Here is a 20,130-nt window from a genome sequence, read left to right as displayed (position 1 = left end):
ACAAAAATATGGACACTAACTATCCCTCACATACACAAAATCTCAGCTATTCATAGTATATAAAGCTAACTATATCGATAAAATCTCCTGCGCATACTTTTGGATTGAAATTTCTTTGGTTAATTTCCTTTCCAAGAACTCACGCCCATTCTTGCCCATGTCTACCACTGTCTGGTTATATTTATTATCGATAAAGAACTTAATCGTCTTTGCGATTTCCTTATAATCTCCAGGTTCAGCAACTACGCCGCAATTGGCCTCTTCTACAATGAGCCTCGCCTCTGATCCAGGTGCGAGAATGCCTAGTACTGGCTTTCCTGCTGCCATTACTCCGTACAGTTTACTAGGAACGGAAACGCCTTTAATTCCCTTAGCATTAACAACAAAGTGCACATCTCCTGCATTTAAGCTGTACACCAAATCCTCTTTTTTCTGATATGGAATAAAGACTATGTTATCGAGCTTTTCTTTTTCTTTATAAGCTTTCATCTCATCAAGAACTGTTCCTTGGCCTACAAATGCAAAAGCAACATCACTATTGCCCTTAAATTCACCGATAATCTTTTCTATTTCAATCAAATCGTAATACAGACCAATATTTCCTGAATACATGATTATATACTTGCCATTAAGGCCATACTTATCCTTAAACGCCTGTACATTAGCGTCTGTAGATAATAATGGAACAATTTCCCTCTCATTGATCCAGTTGTTAATATGTGCATAAACTGGCATGTTCTTGGGAAATCTGCTTTTTAGCGTATCAATCATGTCTCTTCCGACTATGATTATCTTATCTGCGCATCTACAACTAAGCTTATCCAAGAACATCATAGTCCCGAGAACAAGCTTGTTATTGGTAAACGACACTGCTTTGACCTGTTCAGGATTAAAATCCTGAATATTATAAATCAGTTTTCCTCGCTTTATTAGCTTGCCAAACACACCAAGAAGCCCTCCTAGAACAGGGGGCTGCGAAATTGTGTATATATAATCCTGATGTCCTACTCTGGCAGTTGCAAACATAGCTCCAAAAAAGTAGGAAACTATATTGATAATTCTACTTGGTGAGTAATTCTTCCTGAACTCAGGAACTCTTATTCTCAATATATCTACACCATTTATATTCTCATAATAATACTTATGCTTTTTGTACTTCTTTTCTATCTTCCCCGTATAACTTGGCACAGTGCAGATTACTGTGGTATGAAAGGTTTCATTTAGCCCCTCCGCAAGCTCGGTAAGAATCTGCCCTGTTGATGCCACATCTGGATAGTAGTAATGAGCATAAATCAGTAAATCTTTCTTATCATTACTATTCTTCCTTGACCACCTAAATGCATCTGGGATGCACTTACAAATAAACTTTATCTCATCTACAACATTTTGATAGTCGGGGCCATCTATTTTTATTTCATCATGTTGGATTAAATCAGCCAGCTCCTGCCTTAGTTTTGCCTCGTCGATAGATTCTGCTGTTTTAAATCCTCTAAGTCTTTGAATCCATGCAATAGGCTCGCTTGAAGGTAGCAAAAGATCTGCCTTCTTAAGTTCATCAGCTTTTCTAGAATATTTAGAAGCTTCCACCAGCTCGCCTGCGCTTACTAGCTTAATGGTCTGTCCTTTAAAATCATCTCGCTGTGATTTAATATTCAGAACCAAATCTTCCAAGCTGGTAACCGACACATCTATTCCTAATATTCTATTTGTAAATGTCTTATTCATAACTCTTTACCAACCTGGTTTGTACTCCGTATTTATAAGATAATCCATATTGTCATTATCTTTAATCTCTTTAGCAGGAATTCCAGCAACTATCGTGCCTTCCCTTATATCTTTGTTCACAACAGAATTGGCACCAATAATAACATCATTTCCAATCGATACATTCCCAATAACCCTAGCTCCAGTGCATATCATCACATTGTCGCCTATCGTAGCGACCGCATCTCTATCTTTGAGAATGTTATTGCCAATAGTAACGCAAGACATTATCTCGCAATTATTACCAATCTTGGTGTTAGGATGAATCACAATACTTCCCCTATGCGGAAGGCGTAATCCATAGCCTATCTCTGTCCTCGGATTTAGCTCTATCCCACAACGAACCTGAAGCTTTTTAAATTTAATCAAAAATAGATAGTAGAATGGCTTGTTTCCTTTACCTATAAAGTAATGACACAGCCTATAATGAATCAAAAGATTGACTGTTGAGGCACCAGAAAAAAAGGTCTTCCAAAAGAGGCCTATGGAATAATCTCCAATACTACGATATATATCCTTTTTAATATACAGAACTGTCTGGTTCCAATTCATGTTATTCCCATCAGCCTTTCAAAATTAGTGACAACTTGCATTTAAGCATTTCTCTTCTATACTTTCCGCTTCCAATAAGACCATATTCTTTCTTTAGTCTCAATGTATCCATATAGCCTCGAACAGAAGATGACGCTCCATCTATGCTGAAATTCGATATAATCTTATATACTTCCTTAAACTTAACTTCAGGATTTCTGCTCATTCTCAGCATAAACTCATAATCAGCTGAATACTTATAGTCTAGAGAATACATTCCGAATGCATCATATATCTTCTTGGTCACAAAGCAGCTTGGATGAGCAATCATATCCTCATCAATCAACTCATGATTCTTGATGTATACCTGGACCTCCTGTCCATTTCTGACAGTCCTAAGCATCCCGTACAATATCTCATAATCATATCCATCATATGCATTAGCTATATTATCAAGCGCATCCTCTTCTAGATAATCATCGCTATTCACAATACCAATTAAAGTGCCTGATGCCTTTTGTATTCCCTTGTTCATGGCATCGTATATCCCATTATCTTTTTCCGAAATGAGCTTTAATCTGCCATCAAATCTAGCTTTATACTTCCGAACTATATCAAGTGTTCCATCAGTAGATGCCCCATCTATGATCAAATACTCATAGTCCTTATTAGTCTGATTTAAGACACTTTGTATTGTTCGTTCAATTGTCTTTTCACTGTTATAACAGACAGTGATTATAGTAAAAAGTGGATCCATAACTAGTCCTTTATAAATATCACTTCTATAATCATTCCTATACTATAACATACATCCTATTATCGACTGCTACACCAAATATTTTTTAACTATTGGTATAGAATGCAATATTGCCGATACGCACATAGACATGACAAATACCAATAACGAAATGATTGGAACTGATAATAATGGTGCGAAGCTCATTGTATCTAGTCCCATAAACGATAACTTCTCTATAAAAAATACATGTATCAAATACGCTCCAAATGTATAGTTTGAAAGAAAAGCAGCCCTTGAATTTACGATACTTCCTTTATATGAGTGATATTTGAAGAAAGTGTGTATACATATAGCTTCTGCCAAGACGTTTACATTAAAATTCCCAAAATAATTCTGAAAGGGTTCCTTCATTCTTACCGCTAAAACTTGTTGCGCTGCGACTGTAAAGATGAGTCCCACCCCCCCAAAAAAATAAACTACTAATCTGGCTTTTTTATTCAAGCAAATTCTGTCCAAATAATAACCTAGTACAAAATAAAATGTATATCCCAAAACCATTTTAATACCAATTGTATCTAGATTATAAATAATAACTCCGATAACTTTCATCATTGATTCACTATCTGCTATTACGAAATCCTTGAGAATTTGAATCAACCATGGTAAAAGAAACGCAAATATGAAAGATAAAAACAAATAATACTTCATAACCAATTCATTGGAAATAATAGCTTTGCATATTGGAATACACATATAAACACCAATTATCATCAAAATAAACCACATATGATAGTATCCCTTTGCTATATCACCCATATGTGTTTTAAGGCCATAACCAATTCCTCTTTTCAAAGTATCTTCAGATGCTAACGCGTAAAAAAGGCTCCAAAACAAAAAAGCAAACATCAATCTGAATATATACTTACTATATATTTTTCCATAGGAAATATCTTTATTCAAAAATAAAGATCCACTTATCATAACAAAAATCGGAACGCCCCATCTAACAATACTCATATAGATATTAAAGGTTTTCCACGCAAATTCATTTACGTTTGTTCCATACCAATTAGTAGCTGATACATGAAGAACTATAACCGCAAACGTTGCTACTATTCTCAAATAATCACAATATGTCTTTCTTTCCATTTCCACTTTATAATATATCTATTTTAAAATAGCCCTTCTAAAAGTAATCATGCGTTCTGTTTAATTTGCTTCTTCCTTATTAACATTCCAAATGAAGAAACTATAAACGAAAGTAAAAAAAGCGCAAAACATTTAGTATAGATAAACATATGATAAATGTATCCATAATCAAACGGAATCTTGTACACTGGTGTAAATTCATCTTTGTAGTTAAATACGATCCCCCCATTTTCCCTTATTGAGTTCACCTCATCCAATGTCAGATATTCATTAATCTCCTTATAGTTATCTGCATTAACATCACATGAATACACTACAGTTGGCCATTGCGACGTATTGTTAATAACAAGATAAGCAATACCAGTTATTATAGCAGACACAATAAGAACCACTACAATATTACCATAAATTGCTCTCGTAAGCTTGTTATTAAATTCTTCAATTCTATTCGAAATACCATCAAGCGTATTTATTTCTTTATCAAGGCATAGAATTCTGAATTCTTTGCGTAAAAGCGCATTATTGATTCTATTGGCAAGTACTCTTACATAATAGTAGAATGCTTCACCATAGAAGATAAAGGCAATATTCCTGAATGAAAGGTTATACATGAAGGGCTCCATATATCCAGCGGCCTGAATCATGACTACAAGTGCTAAAGCTTTTCTATTATCTTGCTTAATTAAGTACACAACGGTCATTATATTTATAATTAACATAATAACCGCAACCACTATGCCATTCTGACCAATCACATAAAGATATGAATTATCTAGCATTGTAGCAAAGTCCATATTAAGCCTTTGACCAAACAAAGGAAGATTACAATTGTGCATGAAATTGTATGACTTAAAAAGGCGCCAGCTTGTAACCTTATCTAAAACATCAAATAATCTTCCTGGCTTAATAAGCAGTGGCAAAAGTAAAGATCCTGCCATTATTAAAGGATATACCGAAACTAATAAAGCCTTCACTACTACTGGTATCTTCTTGATAAGTCCAAAATAAAGATTCATAAATATGAGCAAAAAAGCACACGCCAATCCAGTTCTGCTATAAGTATAAAAATATAGGATTATATTCATAGCAACCACAATTATAGCATCTATTATCAATCTCTTTTTATTATTGGGAGAAAAATATAGAAAAGTAGCACACAGAATCAGAAATACGATATGACACACATTGCTATGATGATAACCAAAAGACCATCGTATTATTGCATCAGTGGATGTACCCAGAACGCCCCTTTGAATATACCAAACCGTATCATGAATAATTCCAGTAATAGCAAGAAATGCCATGACTGGAAATGCAATTGCATATATAACCTCTGCAGCCTTTACCACAGATTTTGAAGCTATTTCTTTCATACCAAACATCAAACATAGATACAAAAGAATACCCTTCTCACCACTTAGCACATAGGAAAGCCCAGAAAATGCCATAATAACGGATATAACAATCAATTCGAATACAGTGTATTCAATTGAAATAAGTCTAAGAAAAATAGAGCCAGCTCCGATTACAAGCACTATGTTGTAGGCAAGACTACCTTCCATAATGCCAAAAGCTCTGGCTCCAAACATGATTATGAAATATAAAAATAGAAACACTTTTGAAAGTGTCAACTTACGATAATTATCAATGGCCATGCACCACTCTCCCATATAACTATGCCTTATAACTAATTCTTTCTATAAATAGAAATCGTCAGTTCTCAGAACTATTTTATATAGTCTTCCTTAACTTTTTCAAATTATAAACATCCGTAAGGCTCTTCATCTTAAAACGAAGAATATACTTCTGAACAAACTTTATTATTGGATTACTCGCATATGACTGAGCTACATAAAAGGTTATTCCTTGCTTTTTTAACTGCTGCCTAATTTTTTCCAGCTCTGTTAAGTATGGTCTATATATAATATCCTTAGTCTTCTTCGAATGAGTTTCAGATCTAATTATAATCAAATCTTCACTAATGTAGCGCATTGATTGAAAATGGTAAAAGACAATTGGAAACTCCTTACCAGTTGCTTTCTCTCTTAATACAGGGGCATTCATCCCGTTATCCAGATTATTGCCTGTATATTCATACTGAGCTAAATTCCATGGTGCCACACCTCCGCCAAGGTTCTCAAGTTCATGTACTCCCTCAAACATCTCCGGAAACTTCTCAATATACTTCTGATCACCCATGCGATCCTTCTCGTATATATGATAGCACCACTCAAAGCACTTCTCCTTCCACCAGGAAAGTGCCTCCAACGAATTCTCCGAATTATCAAAGTAGTTAAATTCCACACAATACTTACCACTTCTATTAAGCAGTCTTCTATCTTTTATACTGTCAGTAAATCTGTGTGGCGTTACCAATACGTTAGCCCCAGCAGATTTTATCTCATTAAAAAGAATCTGCGGATCAGAAAAGAAATACAGATCCGCATCAATATATGTACAGCTTTCTTCATTGAAGTGTTTTAGAACATACTCTATCGCTACTGGAGTACATGTCCAACTGTACTCTGCCTTTGAGCGTTCTTCCTTGAGTTTATTAAGAATAGGATATGAGGTCTCAAGATCCTCCTTGCGCAATGCTACGACATTCTGAAGCTTCTTTTCACTAAGTACATTGTATGCAACATCATCGAAAGCATAAATATATAATTTGAAATTGTTGGTTACATTTAAGAGGGAATTGTATAATGCAAGTCCCTTATCTAAATAGTAACTGTCGAATAATGTGCAAAAAATCATTATTATCACCTTGATCTTTTAATACATTCAATATAAAGACTCTCATCAGACTTACGTGTTAAATCAATACCCGTACTAAAATCTATAGTTGTTTCACCTGGTTTAAGATTGATGACATCAAACTCACTAATTGAGAGAATTAGCTTCTTTAAACTCTCTTCATCATACATGTACTTATGCATTCTCTCGCCAAACATGAACATTTTCAACTTTTCTTTAAGTGTCGGTCTTTTTCTTCCATAATCTCTTAGCAATAAAGAATCTACAAACTGGTCAGCATCCTGATTATTCAAATACATTTCAACATTCTTCCGTAGATCAGGAATCACTATTCTCAATACTCCATCATACTTTAATGCCCTGTACGATTCAGAAATAAATCTTTCAATTTCATCAGTATATAAATGTTCTAACATATGTGATGTATAAATTACATCTACAGAATCATCGTCATATTTTAACTTTTTGGCTGTCCCATATGTAACATTATGTTCTTTTACGTACTTAATGAATTCTATGTTTTCCGTTGATAGCAGATGCAACGCTTTAAACACAAATAACAAAAATGGCTTGTACGCCAACTTTACAGAAAACGAATTATCCAAATTGTCTGCGCCCTCTATGGCATCGCATCCACAGCCGATATATACTATTTTTTTCATCTCATTACTTAATGAACCGCATAATGTTCATTATCCCCCTTCAAATGATACTATACAGAAGAAATAGAATTAAACTAAACATTGTCGCCAACATAAAGACAGCCATCCAAAATCTGCGCTGTTATTATTGTTAATACCAATATCAATATAAAATAGACAATACCACCTAATGGACAAACTGATCTGATATAGTTCTCTTTAATTGCTGAAATAAATAAAGGATGTAGAAGGTATATAGCGTAGGAATGCTTTGCTATGTTCCCCATGATTTTATTGACTATTTTCAAGTTGCATTTGCTCTTTACGGATAGTAGTGCAACTATAATAGCTGCAATCATAAATCCATCTCCATATGGATAACCATACCCAGGAATATATAGAAAAAGCCCAGCTAGTGAAAATGCTACAATAGTTTCAAGAGTCTTTTCTTCTTTTATTGCATAATATGTTGCTATTCCAAGCACAAAAACACTTAACCCTTTTATTGGTTCTATTACACCGTCTGGTATAGCTGCACCTAATACCAAAAATGGAACAATTAGCATCATACTTCTTTTCCAATTATTTATATACCTATATAGTATAGGGGCCAGCAGATAAAACAAAATAGCTAATAGTCCATGTTCCTCCCAAATTAACCCAATACTCTTCATTAGACGGTACACTAGTACTTATAAAGAAAAAATATCTCGTAAAATATAGCTTGGAAGTATCAATGGGCCAAGGATAAATATTTAGCTTCCCTAGAATGACATATGCAATAATCACCAAATAATATATTGGTATTATTTTTTGTGTCCTTTTCTTATAGTATCCCCATACATTACCTTCACTTAACTCAGCAGAACAGCACATAAAAAAACCGCTCAATATAAAAAAAGCCCTAACACCTTCTGCACCAAATGAAAAATAACTAGATAATAAGTTATTACTAGTCAAATACCTTCCTGTATGCGTAATAAAAACCCCCATGCAAGCAATTGCCCTTATCATTCTGGCATTGTCAGAATTAAATGAAATAACCTTTGAAGAAATCATAAAATCAACTCTCTTTTTTCATCACGCCACAAATACACCCTAATATATCATCTATGTACTAATAATCAATACAGAATCGCTATTTATATCAGTATTACTTTTTCTTAACTGCTTTTCCTTCCACTATTTCATAAACATAATCACATTTTTCAATAGTAGAAAGCCTATGCGCAATTATGATAATAGTAATTGCCCCCTGCAATTCCTCAACTTGTTCCATAACTGCAGATTCCGTTTCATTGTCCAATGCGGATGTTGCCTCATCAAGAATAAGTATTTGTGGTTTTCGATACAGGGCTCTAGCAATAGCTAATCGCTGTCTTTGACCACCAGAAAACTTAACTCCACGTTCACCAACAATAGTATCCAATCCATTTTCAGAATCCATTACAAAATCATACAATTTTGCTTTCTTTAATGCTTCAATGATAGCATCGTCATTGATAGAAGCTTTTGCCTCTCCAAATGCTATGTTTTCTCTTATTGTCCCATCAACTAGATAGACATTCTGAGGTACATACCCTATAACTCTGCTGTATTCATAAGGAATATCATATATACTTGTTCCATCAAGTAAAACCTCTCCACTCTGTGGAATATGAAGCCCAAGTATAATATCCGCCAAAGTGGATTTTCCTGCGCCCGAATGCCCTATTATTCCTACCGATTCGCCCTTATGAATGGTCATGCTAATACCATCCAATACCTTTCTATCAGTATTTTTATATTGATAGGATATATTCTGCAATACTAACTCATTATTAAATTCTATACTATTATCTTCATCCTCTTTATTGTCAGTAGTTAGAACTTCATTACTCTCTCTTATTAGTCTAACATTGTTATAAACCGACTCTAATGCGGGTATAAAAAACTGTATATTATTTATATTATTTGTTATACGCCCAATTGAGGGAAGTAATCTAATAGCAGCAACTAAAAATGACGCCAACATAGGGAGCTTATTCCAAAAACTACCATCGACAATAGCCATTCCCCCTAAGTAAAACATAATACCCACAACAAAAATCCCCTCTACTACGTTAGTTGGAGCTGTGGCTGCCATGTTTTGAAACACCATTGGCTTTTGTGATTTTAAGTATGTTTCAAAAAACAGTTTTGAAAAAAACTTCTGTTTTCGCATTACTTTTACTTCTTTTATTCCCTCAACGCTCTCTAGTAGCACCTTATGATTTTCTGCAGCTTTCCATCTCGCTTCTTCACCTTTTTTTAACAAGGTACGTTTAAAGCCATAAATCATCACAAGCATACTGATCACAGCCAATACTAGAATAAATAAAGCCATCTTATAATCAGACAGAATAATGAAAACAAGAAGCAATAATGCAGTTAACAACTCAGTAACTATGTTTAGTAGACATGTTATTATATTGTATGTCGCAGAAGGATCTTCTTTTATATCACGAATAAGCTTCGGAGTTCCATAATCAAGAAAAAAGTCATATTCTCTGCTCATGTAACTATCTAAAACAGTTTGCGATATCTCTCTTTGAACCTTCTGAGCAAATTTGATTCCAAACCATATTTGAAACACTGAAATTATTTCCTTTATCAGGTACAAAATAGCAATACCAACACACAACAAGCAAAATAATCTCGTATAATCGCTAGTTCGAAATACAGCGGATATCAATTGTATAATCTTGCTCTCCAGGAAAAAATCTCTATTCGTCATAGAGCCAACCAAAGGAGAAATGGCATATACACTCACTGTCTGAAGGACAGCATTTACCAATACCAGAACAACCAAAAAGGTAGCTATGGTCTTTTGTCTCTTGGTCATGATGTATTGTAATTTTCTAATATACTCAATCCAAGTTTTTATGCCACTAATCAATTTTTAACCTCTCCATTCTGTATTTTTCTTCTCAACAATACAAATTTACTAATAAAATAGTTTTCTATTGAGTTGAATACTAGTTTTCTCAAACTTTCAATAACTAAGCCAACTATCATCACAAAAACAACTGAAAGAATTACTGATAAAACATATTTCATTCCAAATTCTATTTTCTGATATTGTCTCAATAATTCAAAGGGTAAATAAACCATTCCTTCAGCCAGCATTATACCCAAAGCACATTTTCCAATAACGTTAATCACACTGTTCGTAAAACTATTATTATATGCTATACCAAGTAAAGAAATAGATAATAATAACTCCAAAAATGAATGATCCCATGAAAATGGTAAAATAACTCCGCTTTTGTGCAATGTTACCCGCCACATTGCTATACAGAATCCATTTAATCCCAATTGCAAAATCACACTTATAAAAGCAAGTAACACATACTGCCTAGTGCTCTTTCTATCCAGAATCTTGAACCTATTTAAATACCTCCCAATTAAATATGCAACAAAAAGCGTTCCAGCATCTTTTCCAGAGACGGAAAGCATTCCACACAAAGAAAAAGTTGGTATTATAAAAAAGAATAGCACACCCAAAACTATAATTTCAAAAAACTCCTTTTGATCTAATGTCTGTAGCATTTTTTCTATATATGGAGCTCCCATCAATATCAAAATATAGCCTGAAACAAACCATGATCTACCCGATATTATAGGGAAGAATGCACTCATGAGTTGTTCTAGATTATCAATTAAAAAGCCATTGCTAAAAGAAGAAATGATAAAAACACTGTAATTATAAAATATTACCATAAACCAAAGCTTAAGAAGCCTTTTTCTAGAAGAAAATGGATTCCCATAATACGCAGAAACTAGCATCAAAAAGGTTGACTCAAAATTAAACAAGTTAACTGCCATTATCCACGGAATCTCAACGCCAGTCGCATTATCTACAAAACGCCCATTCTTATGCATTAGCAATATACCGAAAATGCACAGAATCCTTAAAATTTCCACAAAAGAATTTCTGTTTTTTCCCTCAGAAACAGAATGTAGCATATGACCTCTCCCCGTTGAAAAGACTATCACGATTCTGGACTTATAACAATTCTATCCTCGTTTCTATTAAGCCAACTTGCCCAGGCACTGAATGTAGAATTCGCAATAATATTGTGCTTGCACAAACTCATAAGTTGCATGTCACGATAAGACTCATCGCCTTTATTCCAATCAATAAAAAATGTATCTCCATAATTGATATTCTTTTTGCACCACTCTATATCGTCAGAAAAAACAAAAAACACGGGATGGTTAACTCTTCTTCTAATTATTTCTATTGCATTATCGTAATAATCCTTTTTTAGGTTAATTCCATTACGAATATTAAGATAATCTCCTCGTCTAACATGGATACTAACAGAATTTGTTTCTTCTATTTTCAAACGTATTTTCATATTATTATCATCAACTATCTCCGGAAATGAAAATATATCACGGATTTTTGACGAGTAATCATTTGCGTATTTAAACTTCGCAGCCCAAGTTCCTGAAAAATACATCTCATCTGCTGTAGCTAGATCAACATGTTCTAAATAATCTTCATTATCGCCAATTTGAGTTTTTTTTCTTCCAGCCAGTTTCACTTTAGCTTTAACAAAAGCTTTTCGCACAATATCATACCTATATTCACTTAAGCGATAAACATCTTTTAAATCAGCACTTTTATCTTTTATTCCAAAAACTTTTTCTAATTCATACCCATTATGAACAGGATCACATTCTTGGCTAGGAACCCTGTGATAATACATAGAATTATCTATATAAGTATCTATATCAAGTGACTTTTCAATATGTTTTTGTGTTAACCAGTAATAAAAGGCGTATTGGAACATTTGATTAGCCAATCCACCTTGAATACGTACTATAACCATAAAAGCAGTATTTAGTAGATCTAATCTACCTTCAACTCCTTTCTCAATATATCCTAGAATATCTTTCGCGTCTTCACATCAAATCTCAGAAGCACTTAGTCCTAATGATATTACATATCTTATCCACAATTTCTAATTCTAAATCAGAATACATCGGAAGAGTCAAAACATTATGGCTGATACTTAAAGCTATCGGAGTATCTTCCGCGTCGTATTCCTTACTATAGCAATCACACGCATTTGAAATAGGATAGAAGTACTTTCTTGATCCCATTCCATTATTAAGTAAAAGGTCATGAAGCTCATCCCTAGTTTTTCCATAAACTGAAGGATCAACAACTATTGGAAAATACGCATAGTTGTACTTAACATCTCTTTGAATTCTATTAAGCTTAATTCCTGGAATATCCTCAAGATTTTCTAAGTATCTGCTATATACTGCCTTTCTCTTAGCAATTTCCTCATCAAAATGTCTAAGATTACATATACCCATAGCGGCGCAAAATTCGTTCATTTTTGCATTGGCACCTATTCCATTTATAGTCTCTTCATCAGCTATACCAAAGTTTTTAAGCTGATATAACCTTGTGCCTAAAGCCCTATCACTATAGCACGCTGCGCCACCTTCTATAGTATTAAAAACCTTAGTCGCATGAAAACTAAAGCACGATACATCACCGAATTGAGCTACACTTTTGCCATTATACTTCTCACCAAAAGAATGCGCTGCATCATATATAACCTTTAATCCATGCTTATCTGCTATTTGCTGTATTCTTTCAACATCACAGATATTACCGTATACATGAACTGGTAATATAGCTACTGTTTTATCAGTTATCAGATCTTCTATTTTATCCACATCAATCGTATAGTTTTCAGGATTTATATCGCAGAACACCGGTTTTAGACCATTTCTCACTATTGCATGGGTAGTAGATATAAATGTATACGGTGTTGTTATTACTTCGCTTCCTTCTTCAAATCCAAACGCTTGAATAGTCATCTCTAGAGCCATATGACCATTTGTAAATAGCTCAACATTATCTACATCAAATTTTCTTTTTAATTCATTTTGCAATTCCACATGTTTGATTCCCATGTTAGTAAGCCAATGAGATTCCCATATCGACTTTATCTCATCAAAATATTCCTCCATTGGAGGCATTGATGATCTTGTAACCAATATCTTATCCACTTTACTTATCATCCTTTCAATTAACAAATCACATTACCAATAACATACACCACCATCCAAGTTCTTGGACTCTTCCTCAGTTATTCCAACTTGTTCTTTTGTTACCCTTATCCAAGAATCATTAAAGAATGGTTTGAAATAGGGATTATTATCCCACCTTGCTCCTTTAATTCCAAATAACAATTGCAATTCCCCTGCATACTGAATAGCCTGCTTTCCTGCTCGTTTTATCATCGGAGCTAAGTGAATTGCTAATGGACCACAACTAAGAATAGCTATATCAAAATCATGTTTCATGATCTGATTGTATAAATAGTCTAGAGCCTCAAACATAGATGGAAACTTGCTACTCTCATGGAAGTACCAAACAGATTTTACTGGAATTAATTCAAAATCAGGCCACATCCATTTACCATTATATATTTGTTCCTTCTTCAAATACTGATCAATAAGATAATCTGCAAATTGAGAAACAAATAAAACTCTCTTGCCTTTTAATGCATCTGTCCACGGTCTTTTAGCTGATATAGGATTCATCACAGTATAATTGATTTTGCACGCGCTTCGACAGTATCTATCGACAAAGTATTCTTCCAAAATAGACCCAGGAAAAACAGAGAAGATATCAGCATCCGATACATCATTTCTATACAAGAGTTGATATTCATCAACCCTATTACCACATCCTGCGCTAAACTTGTCATAATTGTCAGAATGTCTTTTATATAGTTTTTTTCCAAATAGTTTCTCTTCTTCCCATTCTACAGCAAAACTATTTTCACCATTACCAGGTCTGACTAAAGCAAACGGTTTATCTGATTCTATAGCAGAAAAGATTATATCGTTAGTTTGATTTATATCCGGCAATTCGTACCCACAACAATTATTTTTGTTTTTCCGGATTATACCCATCCTATCTTCTAATATCTTCTGTTCGAATATTTCTCTAAAAAAGTAATGTAAGTATTTAAACTTATATTTTCTATTATTTATATCATCAATTCTATATTCCATGAACTCTACTCCATAAAAATCTTAATAAGATATGAAAAAATACGTCAATACCATATTATCAACTACCAATATTAGCACTATTTAAAATCATTCTAACATTTTCCACTGCATCAAAGAACCCCCTATACTCCTCTGGAGCCCACCTCTCTCTAATCCTTTGGACTATCCCTGAAGGCCCGACCACCGACGGAACTGATAACGCAACACCTCTGCAACCATGCTCGCCTTGAAGAATGGAGCATACTGATGCTATGGTAGGCTTCTGATTTATTATTGCATCAGCAAGCTGGCATACACAGGTTGCAATACCATAGTGAGTTCGACCTTTTCCAGCTATTATTTCAGATCCCATAGTTCTAGTTTTATTTGTTATATCACTCTTTATGCCATCATTCCATTCAATTCCCATATCTGAGCAATAATCATCTATAGGAATTCCGCCAACTGTAACATGGCTCCAAACAGGAACCATGCCATCACCATGTTCGCCAACAATGTATCCGTTAATGACACCAGTGCTTAGTTCAGCATAATCTGCGATAGTTCTGACAAACCTAGATGAATCCAGAATACACCCCGAGCCAAATACCATACCATCAGGCAATTCCATCCATTCTGTCACTTTGTAAGTCAGTATATCTACTGGATTCGAAATCACCAATATTACGCCTCGCGTGTAATACTGCTGTATAGAAGTAACAACATTTTTCATAATGGCGACATTCTCATTAGTCAGATCAAGCCTTGACTCACCGGGCTTGCGTCCTCTACCTGCGGTTATAACTATGAGATCACAATCCACGCAATCTGAATAATCACCGGCATATAAATCCGCAGTTCCCATCGAGGGTAATCCATGCCTAATGTCTTTGGCTTCTCCATCAGTCTTATCATGATTGATGTCTATGAGCACAATTTCTCTAGCCACATCCTTAATAGCTAGAGCATATGCTATGGACGATCCAACATATCCCGATCCGATAATTGCTACTTTTCTGTTTCCAACAATATAGTTTCTCTTCATACAATTTTCACACCATTGCTACTGTTCTTGTTAGCATAGCAGGCAGATTGTATCCATCCCAGATCAAATCAAAATCCATAGTCTTTCCAACAGGAACAACACGATCAATTCCTTTAACACCAGATAAAATAAGCGGCACAAACATATTTCTATCGCCTATGTATCCGATAGTCTGACATCTTTTATCATTACAAAGAGAAATAAGTTCCATAATATCTTTACAATCGTACTCGTAGAAATAACCGCTATTATCACGATAATCCATAAGATTCTCATTTATTTCCGATACACTAATTCTTACAATAAGATTATCCTCGTGATTTTCTACTTTTACACCATTCATAGCTGTAGAAGCAATGTATACCTGAGTCAGTTTATTAACCGCCTGAATTGGTTGGAAGGTATACTTTTTCTCAACCAATTTGTGCTCCTCGGACCAAAAAATCTTTTTTGCCTCATTAATCTGCTTTCCTGTCCACACAACAATACGCGGGCTTGTACAAGCATTTTGATCAGTCAAAAAAGTATCATTATAAAAATCTTCCGCCACACGGGCCTTATCTTCAATTGTCATGTAACTATCAGAGTCAATAACTGCCAAAGAATACCTGTCAGCAAAAGTAATCTCTCCCGAGCGAGGAGGAAGTGGTGACTTACGAAGCTCGGAAATAGTCTGATCTCCTCCCCAAACTATTCGCATGTCTGAAATAGCACAAAACAAGTCATTTATCTCAGAATCTCTTTCATATCTAACGCAAAGCAAATATGATTTCAGACTCTCATGTTGCTCCAGAGCTTTATTAAATGCATCAGTAATCATCTTAACCTGTGCAAAATCTCTACTCGGAACTCTTACGACATTTGCATTTCCTAAAATAAGTCCAGCCGCAAGCGAATATGCGAAATTCACCGGTACATTTGAAGGTGCTATATGAAATGCAATACCCTTCCCAAGCCTCATCTGATCTTTATCTTTAAAACGCTCCTTAAGCTTTAACAAAGAGCCTTTCCTGATCCAAAAAGCGAATGTAACAACATCAGGGTAAGCTTTTACTTCTTTGTTTCCCATGAGTTCTCGTGAAACATCATTGAGAAAAACCATTACGTTGTCATCAAAAGGACTCAATGCTCTGATTTCAGGAAGGTTCATTACATCATCAGCAGATCCAGTCAAAAACGTAACTTTATCTAGCACCTTAGAATTTAGCTGCATAAGTATCACTGCACCCCCTTATCTCTGCATTTTTAAGTCTTCCATTTATCTTAAAGTACTTACCTTTTCTTCCGCATGGGCAGTCATCCACACCTAGAATAACCCCCTCATCCTCAGTAAGAAGGCTATGACCAGGATAAGATTCAGGAATAGTTGATACAACCTGGATAATGCCAGGTTCTCCAATCTCGCATTCCTTAAAATCAATAGCTCGCCTTATAATTACATCAGAAAAAACACTGGCGTGTAAATGACCACACTCGCACTCCATATATATGCATCCGGTCTGCTCAACCATGCCATAGTAATCATGTATATGCTCCAAACCACACACTTCTTTCAATCTAGCGTGGAATTCATCTCGACTTACAGCTTCGGAAATCAATTTCTTCCAACCACCGCCGTGAATAAGAATGCCATCTGATAAATCAAATGTAACACCTGCATCCTTCAGTCTGACAAGTTCCTTGTAAAAATGCTGCCAAATCATGAATGTGAATCCAAACAAAAGAATCTTTTGTCCTTGATATTTTTCAAGGAATTCTTTCAGCCCTTCAACATCCAACTTCATATCATCATCGAGAGCATATACTTTCTTGGTTCCAAACATCGAAAAGCCAAGAATTCCTGCTCCACGCGCAGAAAACATTGCCCTGTTCTTTATGACACTAGGGCAATCAATAATAATCATTGGCATTCTTCCAGCTCCAGTAAACTCTGAGACAATCTTAACCATTGTCTTTTGTTGATTCGCTGAAGTATTGCGATCCAGATATATCTTACTAACCGCCTGCCCTGTCGTGCCTGAAGATGTCATAGTTTTCACAACGTCTTCCTGCGAAACAGATTTTAAATCAAGTTCTTTAAAAAGACGCACTGGAAGAAAAGGGATGTCCTTATAGGATTTAACATGCTCTACATCAAACCCTACCGCATCCATCATGCGTCTATATTCATGACAACTATCCATATGGAGCTTGGTCAACTCTTTTAATCTGCTTGTAAGCAAACTCTCCTTATCCTCTCTATCAAGAGAATAAGGAGATATGCTGATAATGTCTTCAAATGTCATTCTTCATTTCCATTCTTTGTCTGATTATCTCAGCCATTTCATCATGATGCTGTTGAATAAAGAAATGGTTTCCCTCAAACCTCTTAAGCTCACATTCGCCTATAAAAATCCTCTTCCACTGCTCCATTTCACTTCGGGGAGTATCGGTATCAGAGTAAAAAACTGTGCCAGGAATTGTTGTACTAAATCCAAGTTTTTCAAAATTATATTTTCCAATTATGGTATAGTCTGCTCGGTAGAGTGGAAGATACGTTCTCCAGAATACCTTGTTGTTCTGCAACTTTTCTGGAACAGCACCAAACTCTATAGTTCTCTTTTTCACCCACTCATCCGCTTCATCATCCATATATCCAAGCAACTCAGATTTGGTATGTGGTTCATGTGCCGCAAGAAAAACGTGAGTTGGAAGATTCAATCCACTGTCAATAATACGTTTCAATACCTCTACCGCACTTATGCTTCCCATACTGTATCCAAAAAGTGCATAATCGTTGTCCAGATTGTCTCTTATCTGCTCAAACATATCATCAGCCAATGAATCAAAGCTATCATAAACTTGTTCTTTATGCCTTACTCCATGCCCTGCATATTCGAGTTTAACAAGCTCATAACCCTTGAGGTCTAATTCTATCTGATTAAAAAATGCCGATGTTCCACCTGCATAAGTAAAACAAAAAATCCTCTTACGTTGCTTTTTTATACTAGGCATAGTACTTTGTTAATTCCTTATAAAGAGTTTTACCTGAATCATTTTTGGGAATCTCATCAATAACAATAGTCTTGAATGCAGCAGGATTCAGTTTTGTCTTAGAAACCACAAAATCTTTTACTCTGTCTGCAAAACCTGTATCTGTTATAAATATGTACATGTGATCATCCACACCAGAACTAGCAACTTCTATCTCGAACTCACCTTTGATAAGTCTATCTATTTCGTCCAAGTTCACTCGGTTCCCATAAATCTTGAGGAATCTTTTTTTACGTCCAACTATGTAATAGTACCCATCCTCATCGAACTGTGCCATATCTCCAGTAGCTAATACGCCGTGTCTTTCATCGCCTTCAATAAGATCTTCTCCACTTTCAGCATAACCAAGCGTTACATTTTTTCCTTCATATACCAATTCTCCCGTGGTATGTGGAGTGGTAATTCCTTGGCCATTGACATCTATCAACGTAAATTTTCCACCTGGAATCGGTATTCCCATTGAGCCCTTTTTCTCAGCTGCCTTTTCGGGTGGAAGATATCCCATTCGTGCAGTAGCTTCGCACTGTCCATACATTACTACAAACTTTTTGTGTTGTTCTTCAGCATACTTTGCAAACTTTTCATGTAGTTCTGGAGTAATCTTTCCTCCAGCCTGCGTCATAGTTCTTAAACTCGGAAGTTGCATTCTATAAAAACGTAGCTTATCAAGCATCTCATATGTGTAAGGCACTCCACCAAAAGAAGTTGCACCTGCTTCTTTGAAGAAGTTCCAAAACTCCTTCTGCATCAATCCTTTGTCTGTAACAAGTATTGTTGCTCCAACCAGCAAGTGGCTGTTTATTATTGATAAACCATATGTATAATTCATCGGAAGGGTTGTTATTGGCCTCTCAGAACTATCCAGCTTAAGATAATCAACAATAGAACTGGCATTATCAAGAATGTTTGTGTATGATTGTCTAACGAACTTTGGCGAACCTGTCGAACCTGAAGTCGTAAGAAGTAATGCCAATTCATTGTAAAGCGAATACTCTTTAGAATAGTTTGTTTTCAAAAGCACATAATCATACTTCTCATAAACAGACTCTAGTCCCTCAAATTGATTCATCTGATCTTCTGGTGCCCAAATAAACGATGGCTTGTACTTCTCTAACAGGTTTTCTAACAGTTTTTCCTCTAAATGACTATTAAGAAGCGCAGTAACAACTCCATTATTGATAAAGGACACATACCCCACAATCGAACCTATCTCATTTCTACACAAGCAAAAAACAAGACAACGTTCTCCGATTGATTTTATCAAATCTTCTCCTTGGCTTTTTAACTGTTCATATGTAACTACATTCCCATTTTCATCAATTAACGCTTCGCAATCTTTGTACTTTTCTAAGTTCCAAATCTTATTCATTTATTTCCCTTCAGCCAAAAACCATAAAACAATATCGGACACCATACATAAT

Annotated in this window: 17 protein-coding genes and 1 pseudogene; all 18 read right to left on the bottom strand. The window is 35.1% G+C overall.

Features of this window, described 5'->3' with window-relative positions; translation table 11 throughout:
* Positions 1 to 69: 69 nt before the first annotated feature.
* The gene (locus tag T541_RS0117245; protein ID WP_081780014.1) at positions 70 to 1,725 is read right to left on the bottom strand and encodes a glycosyltransferase family 4 protein; all 1,656 of its coding nucleotides are present in this window, start codon (positions 1,723 to 1,725) and stop codon (positions 70 to 72) included.
* Positions 1,726 to 1,731: 6 nt separating this feature from the next.
* Positions 1,732 to 2,316 (bottom strand): serine O-acetyltransferase, encoded by a 585-nt coding sequence (locus tag T541_RS0117240; RefSeq protein WP_051538333.1) that lies wholly within the window; start codon positions 2,314 to 2,316, stop codon positions 1,732 to 1,734.
* 10 nt (positions 2,317 to 2,326) lie between these two features.
* Positions 2,327 to 3,052 (bottom strand): glycosyltransferase family 2 protein, encoded by a 726-nt coding sequence (locus tag T541_RS20210; protein WP_034467808.1) that lies wholly within the window; start codon positions 3,050 to 3,052, stop codon positions 2,327 to 2,329.
* Between the two features lie 69 nt (positions 3,053 to 3,121).
* Complete coding sequence (locus tag T541_RS0117230; RefSeq protein WP_026653811.1) at positions 3,122 to 4,183, bottom strand: acyltransferase; 1,062 nt, start codon at positions 4,181 to 4,183, stop codon at positions 3,122 to 3,124.
* 47 nt (positions 4,184 to 4,230) lie between these two features.
* Positions 4,231 to 5,838, bottom strand: a complete 1,608-nt coding sequence (locus T541_RS0117225; RefSeq protein WP_026653810.1) for a hypothetical protein — start codon at positions 5,836 to 5,838, stop codon at positions 4,231 to 4,233.
* Positions 5,839 to 5,914: 76 nt separating this feature from the next.
* Positions 5,915 to 6,940 (bottom strand): hypothetical protein, encoded by a 1,026-nt coding sequence (locus T541_RS20205; RefSeq protein ID WP_051538332.1) that lies wholly within the window; start codon positions 6,938 to 6,940, stop codon positions 5,915 to 5,917.
* A gap of 5 nt (positions 6,941 to 6,945) precedes the next feature.
* A complete protein-coding gene (locus T541_RS0117215) occupies positions 6,946 to 7,602 on the bottom strand; it encodes a class I SAM-dependent methyltransferase (RefSeq protein ID WP_026653809.1) in 657 nt (218 codons plus the stop codon).
* Between the two features lie 74 nt (positions 7,603 to 7,676).
* A pseudogene (locus T541_RS22105) lies at positions 7,677 to 8,574 on the bottom strand (acyltransferase family protein).
* A 160-nt stretch (positions 8,575 to 8,734) separates the two neighbouring features.
* Entirely contained in the window at positions 8,735 to 10,498 is a 1,764-nt protein-coding gene (locus T541_RS0117200; protein ID WP_026653805.1) for an ABC transporter ATP-binding protein, read from the bottom strand.
* Positions 10,495 to 11,568: an acyltransferase family protein gene (locus tag T541_RS0117195; protein WP_026653804.1), complete on the bottom strand. Its 1,074-nt coding sequence runs from the start codon at positions 11,566 to 11,568 to the stop codon at positions 10,495 to 10,497. The genes T541_RS0117200 and T541_RS0117195 overlap by 4 nt, the downstream gene beginning before the upstream one ends.
* Positions 11,569 to 11,594: 26 nt before the next feature.
* Complete coding sequence (locus T541_RS0117190) at positions 11,595 to 12,440, bottom strand: alpha-1,2-fucosyltransferase (RefSeq protein WP_026653803.1); 846 nt, start codon at positions 12,438 to 12,440, stop codon at positions 11,595 to 11,597.
* Between the two features lie 85 nt (positions 12,441 to 12,525).
* A complete protein-coding gene (locus T541_RS0117185; RefSeq protein ID WP_034467805.1) occupies positions 12,526 to 13,650 on the bottom strand; it encodes a DegT/DnrJ/EryC1/StrS family aminotransferase in 1,125 nt (374 codons plus the stop codon).
* 21 nt (positions 13,651 to 13,671) lie between these two features.
* Entirely contained in the window at positions 13,672 to 14,652 is a 981-nt protein-coding gene (locus tag T541_RS0117180; RefSeq protein ID WP_026653800.1) for a hypothetical protein, read from the bottom strand.
* 58 nt (positions 14,653 to 14,710) lie between these two features.
* Positions 14,711 to 15,676, bottom strand: coding sequence for an L-lactate dehydrogenase (locus T541_RS0117175; protein ID WP_034467802.1), 966 nt, complete (start codon positions 15,674 to 15,676; stop codon positions 14,711 to 14,713).
* A gap of 7 nt (positions 15,677 to 15,683) precedes the next feature.
* On the bottom strand, positions 15,684 to 16,889 hold the full coding sequence (locus T541_RS0117170) for an acyl-CoA reductase (protein ID WP_026653798.1): 1,206 nt from the start codon (positions 16,887 to 16,889) through the stop codon (positions 15,684 to 15,686).
* Positions 16,873 to 17,961, bottom strand: coding sequence for an acyl-protein synthetase (locus T541_RS0117165; protein WP_026653797.1), 1,089 nt, complete (start codon positions 17,959 to 17,961; stop codon positions 16,873 to 16,875). Before T541_RS0117165 ends, T541_RS0117170 begins: the two co-directional genes overlap by 17 nt.
* Complete coding sequence (locus T541_RS0117160; RefSeq protein ID WP_026653796.1) at positions 17,951 to 18,670, bottom strand: thioesterase II family protein; 720 nt, start codon at positions 18,668 to 18,670, stop codon at positions 17,951 to 17,953. The genes T541_RS0117165 and T541_RS0117160 overlap by 11 nt, the downstream gene beginning before the upstream one ends.
* Positions 18,663 to 20,078, bottom strand: a complete 1,416-nt coding sequence (locus T541_RS0117155; protein WP_034467799.1) for an AMP-binding protein — start codon at positions 20,076 to 20,078, stop codon at positions 18,663 to 18,665. The genes T541_RS0117160 and T541_RS0117155 overlap by 8 nt, the downstream gene beginning before the upstream one ends.
* Between the last annotated feature and the right edge of the window lie 52 nt (positions 20,079 to 20,130).

The sequence above is a fragment of the Butyrivibrio proteoclasticus P6B7 genome (assembly GCF_000622085.1).
In the GTDB taxonomy this organism is placed as follows: Bacteria; Bacillota; Clostridia; order Lachnospirales; family Lachnospiraceae; genus Butyrivibrio; species Butyrivibrio proteoclasticus_A.
Note: the sequence above shows the minus strand (reverse complement) of the source record. Positions and strands in the feature narration are given on the sequence as shown.

What these genes read in the sequence shown, in the direction of transcription:
- T541_RS0117240 (WP_051538333.1), bottom strand. Translation starts at nt 2,316, where the DNA reads ATGAATTGGAACCAGACAGTTCTGTATATTAAAAAGGATATATATCGT.
- T541_RS0117190 (WP_026653803.1), bottom strand. Translation starts at nt 12,440, where the DNA reads ATGGTTATAGTACGTATTCAAGGTGGATTGGCTAATCAAATGTTCCAA.
- T541_RS20205 (WP_051538332.1), bottom strand. Translation starts at nt 6,940, where the DNA reads ATGATTTTTTGCACATTATTCGACAGTTACTATTTAGATAAGGGACTT.
- T541_RS20210 (WP_034467808.1), bottom strand. Translation starts at nt 3,052, where the DNA reads ATGGATCCACTTTTTACTATAATCACTGTCTGTTATAACAGTGAAAAG.
- T541_RS0117170 (WP_026653798.1), bottom strand. Translation starts at nt 16,889, where the DNA reads ATGCAGCTAAATTCTAAGGTGCTAGATAAAGTTACGTTTTTGACTGGA.
- T541_RS0117160 (WP_026653796.1), bottom strand. Translation starts at nt 18,670, where the DNA reads ATGCCTAGTATAAAAAAGCAACGTAAGAGGATTTTTTGTTTTACTTAT.
- T541_RS0117215 (WP_026653809.1), bottom strand. Translation starts at nt 7,602, where the DNA reads ATGAAAAAAATAGTATATATCGGCTGTGGATGCGATGCCATAGAGGGC.
- T541_RS0117230 (WP_026653811.1), bottom strand. Translation starts at nt 4,183, where the DNA reads ATGGAAAGAAAGACATATTGTGATTATTTGAGAATAGTAGCAACGTTT.
- T541_RS0117225 (WP_026653810.1), bottom strand. Translation starts at nt 5,838, where the DNA reads ATGGCCATTGATAATTATCGTAAGTTGACACTTTCAAAAGTGTTTCTA.
- T541_RS0117180 (WP_026653800.1), bottom strand. Translation starts at nt 14,652, where the DNA reads ATGGAATATAGAATTGATGATATAAATAATAGAAAATATAAGTTTAAA.
- T541_RS0117195 (WP_026653804.1), bottom strand. Translation starts at nt 11,568, where the DNA reads ATGCTACATTCTGTTTCTGAGGGAAAAAACAGAAATTCTTTTGTGGAA.
- T541_RS0117165 (WP_026653797.1), bottom strand. Translation starts at nt 17,961, where the DNA reads ATGACATTTGAAGACATTATCAGCATATCTCCTTATTCTCTTGATAGA.
- T541_RS0117175 (WP_034467802.1), bottom strand. Translation starts at nt 15,676, where the DNA reads ATGAAGAGAAACTATATTGTTGGAAACAGAAAAGTAGCAATTATCGGA.
- T541_RS0117155 (WP_034467799.1), bottom strand. Translation starts at nt 20,078, where the DNA reads ATGAATAAGATTTGGAACTTAGAAAAGTACAAAGATTGCGAAGCGTTA.
- T541_RS0117185 (WP_034467805.1), bottom strand. Translation starts at nt 13,650, where the DNA reads ATGATAAGTAAAGTGGATAAGATATTGGTTACAAGATCATCAATGCCT.
- T541_RS0117245 (WP_081780014.1), bottom strand. Translation starts at nt 1,725, where the DNA reads ATGAATAAGACATTTACAAATAGAATATTAGGAATAGATGTGTCGGTT.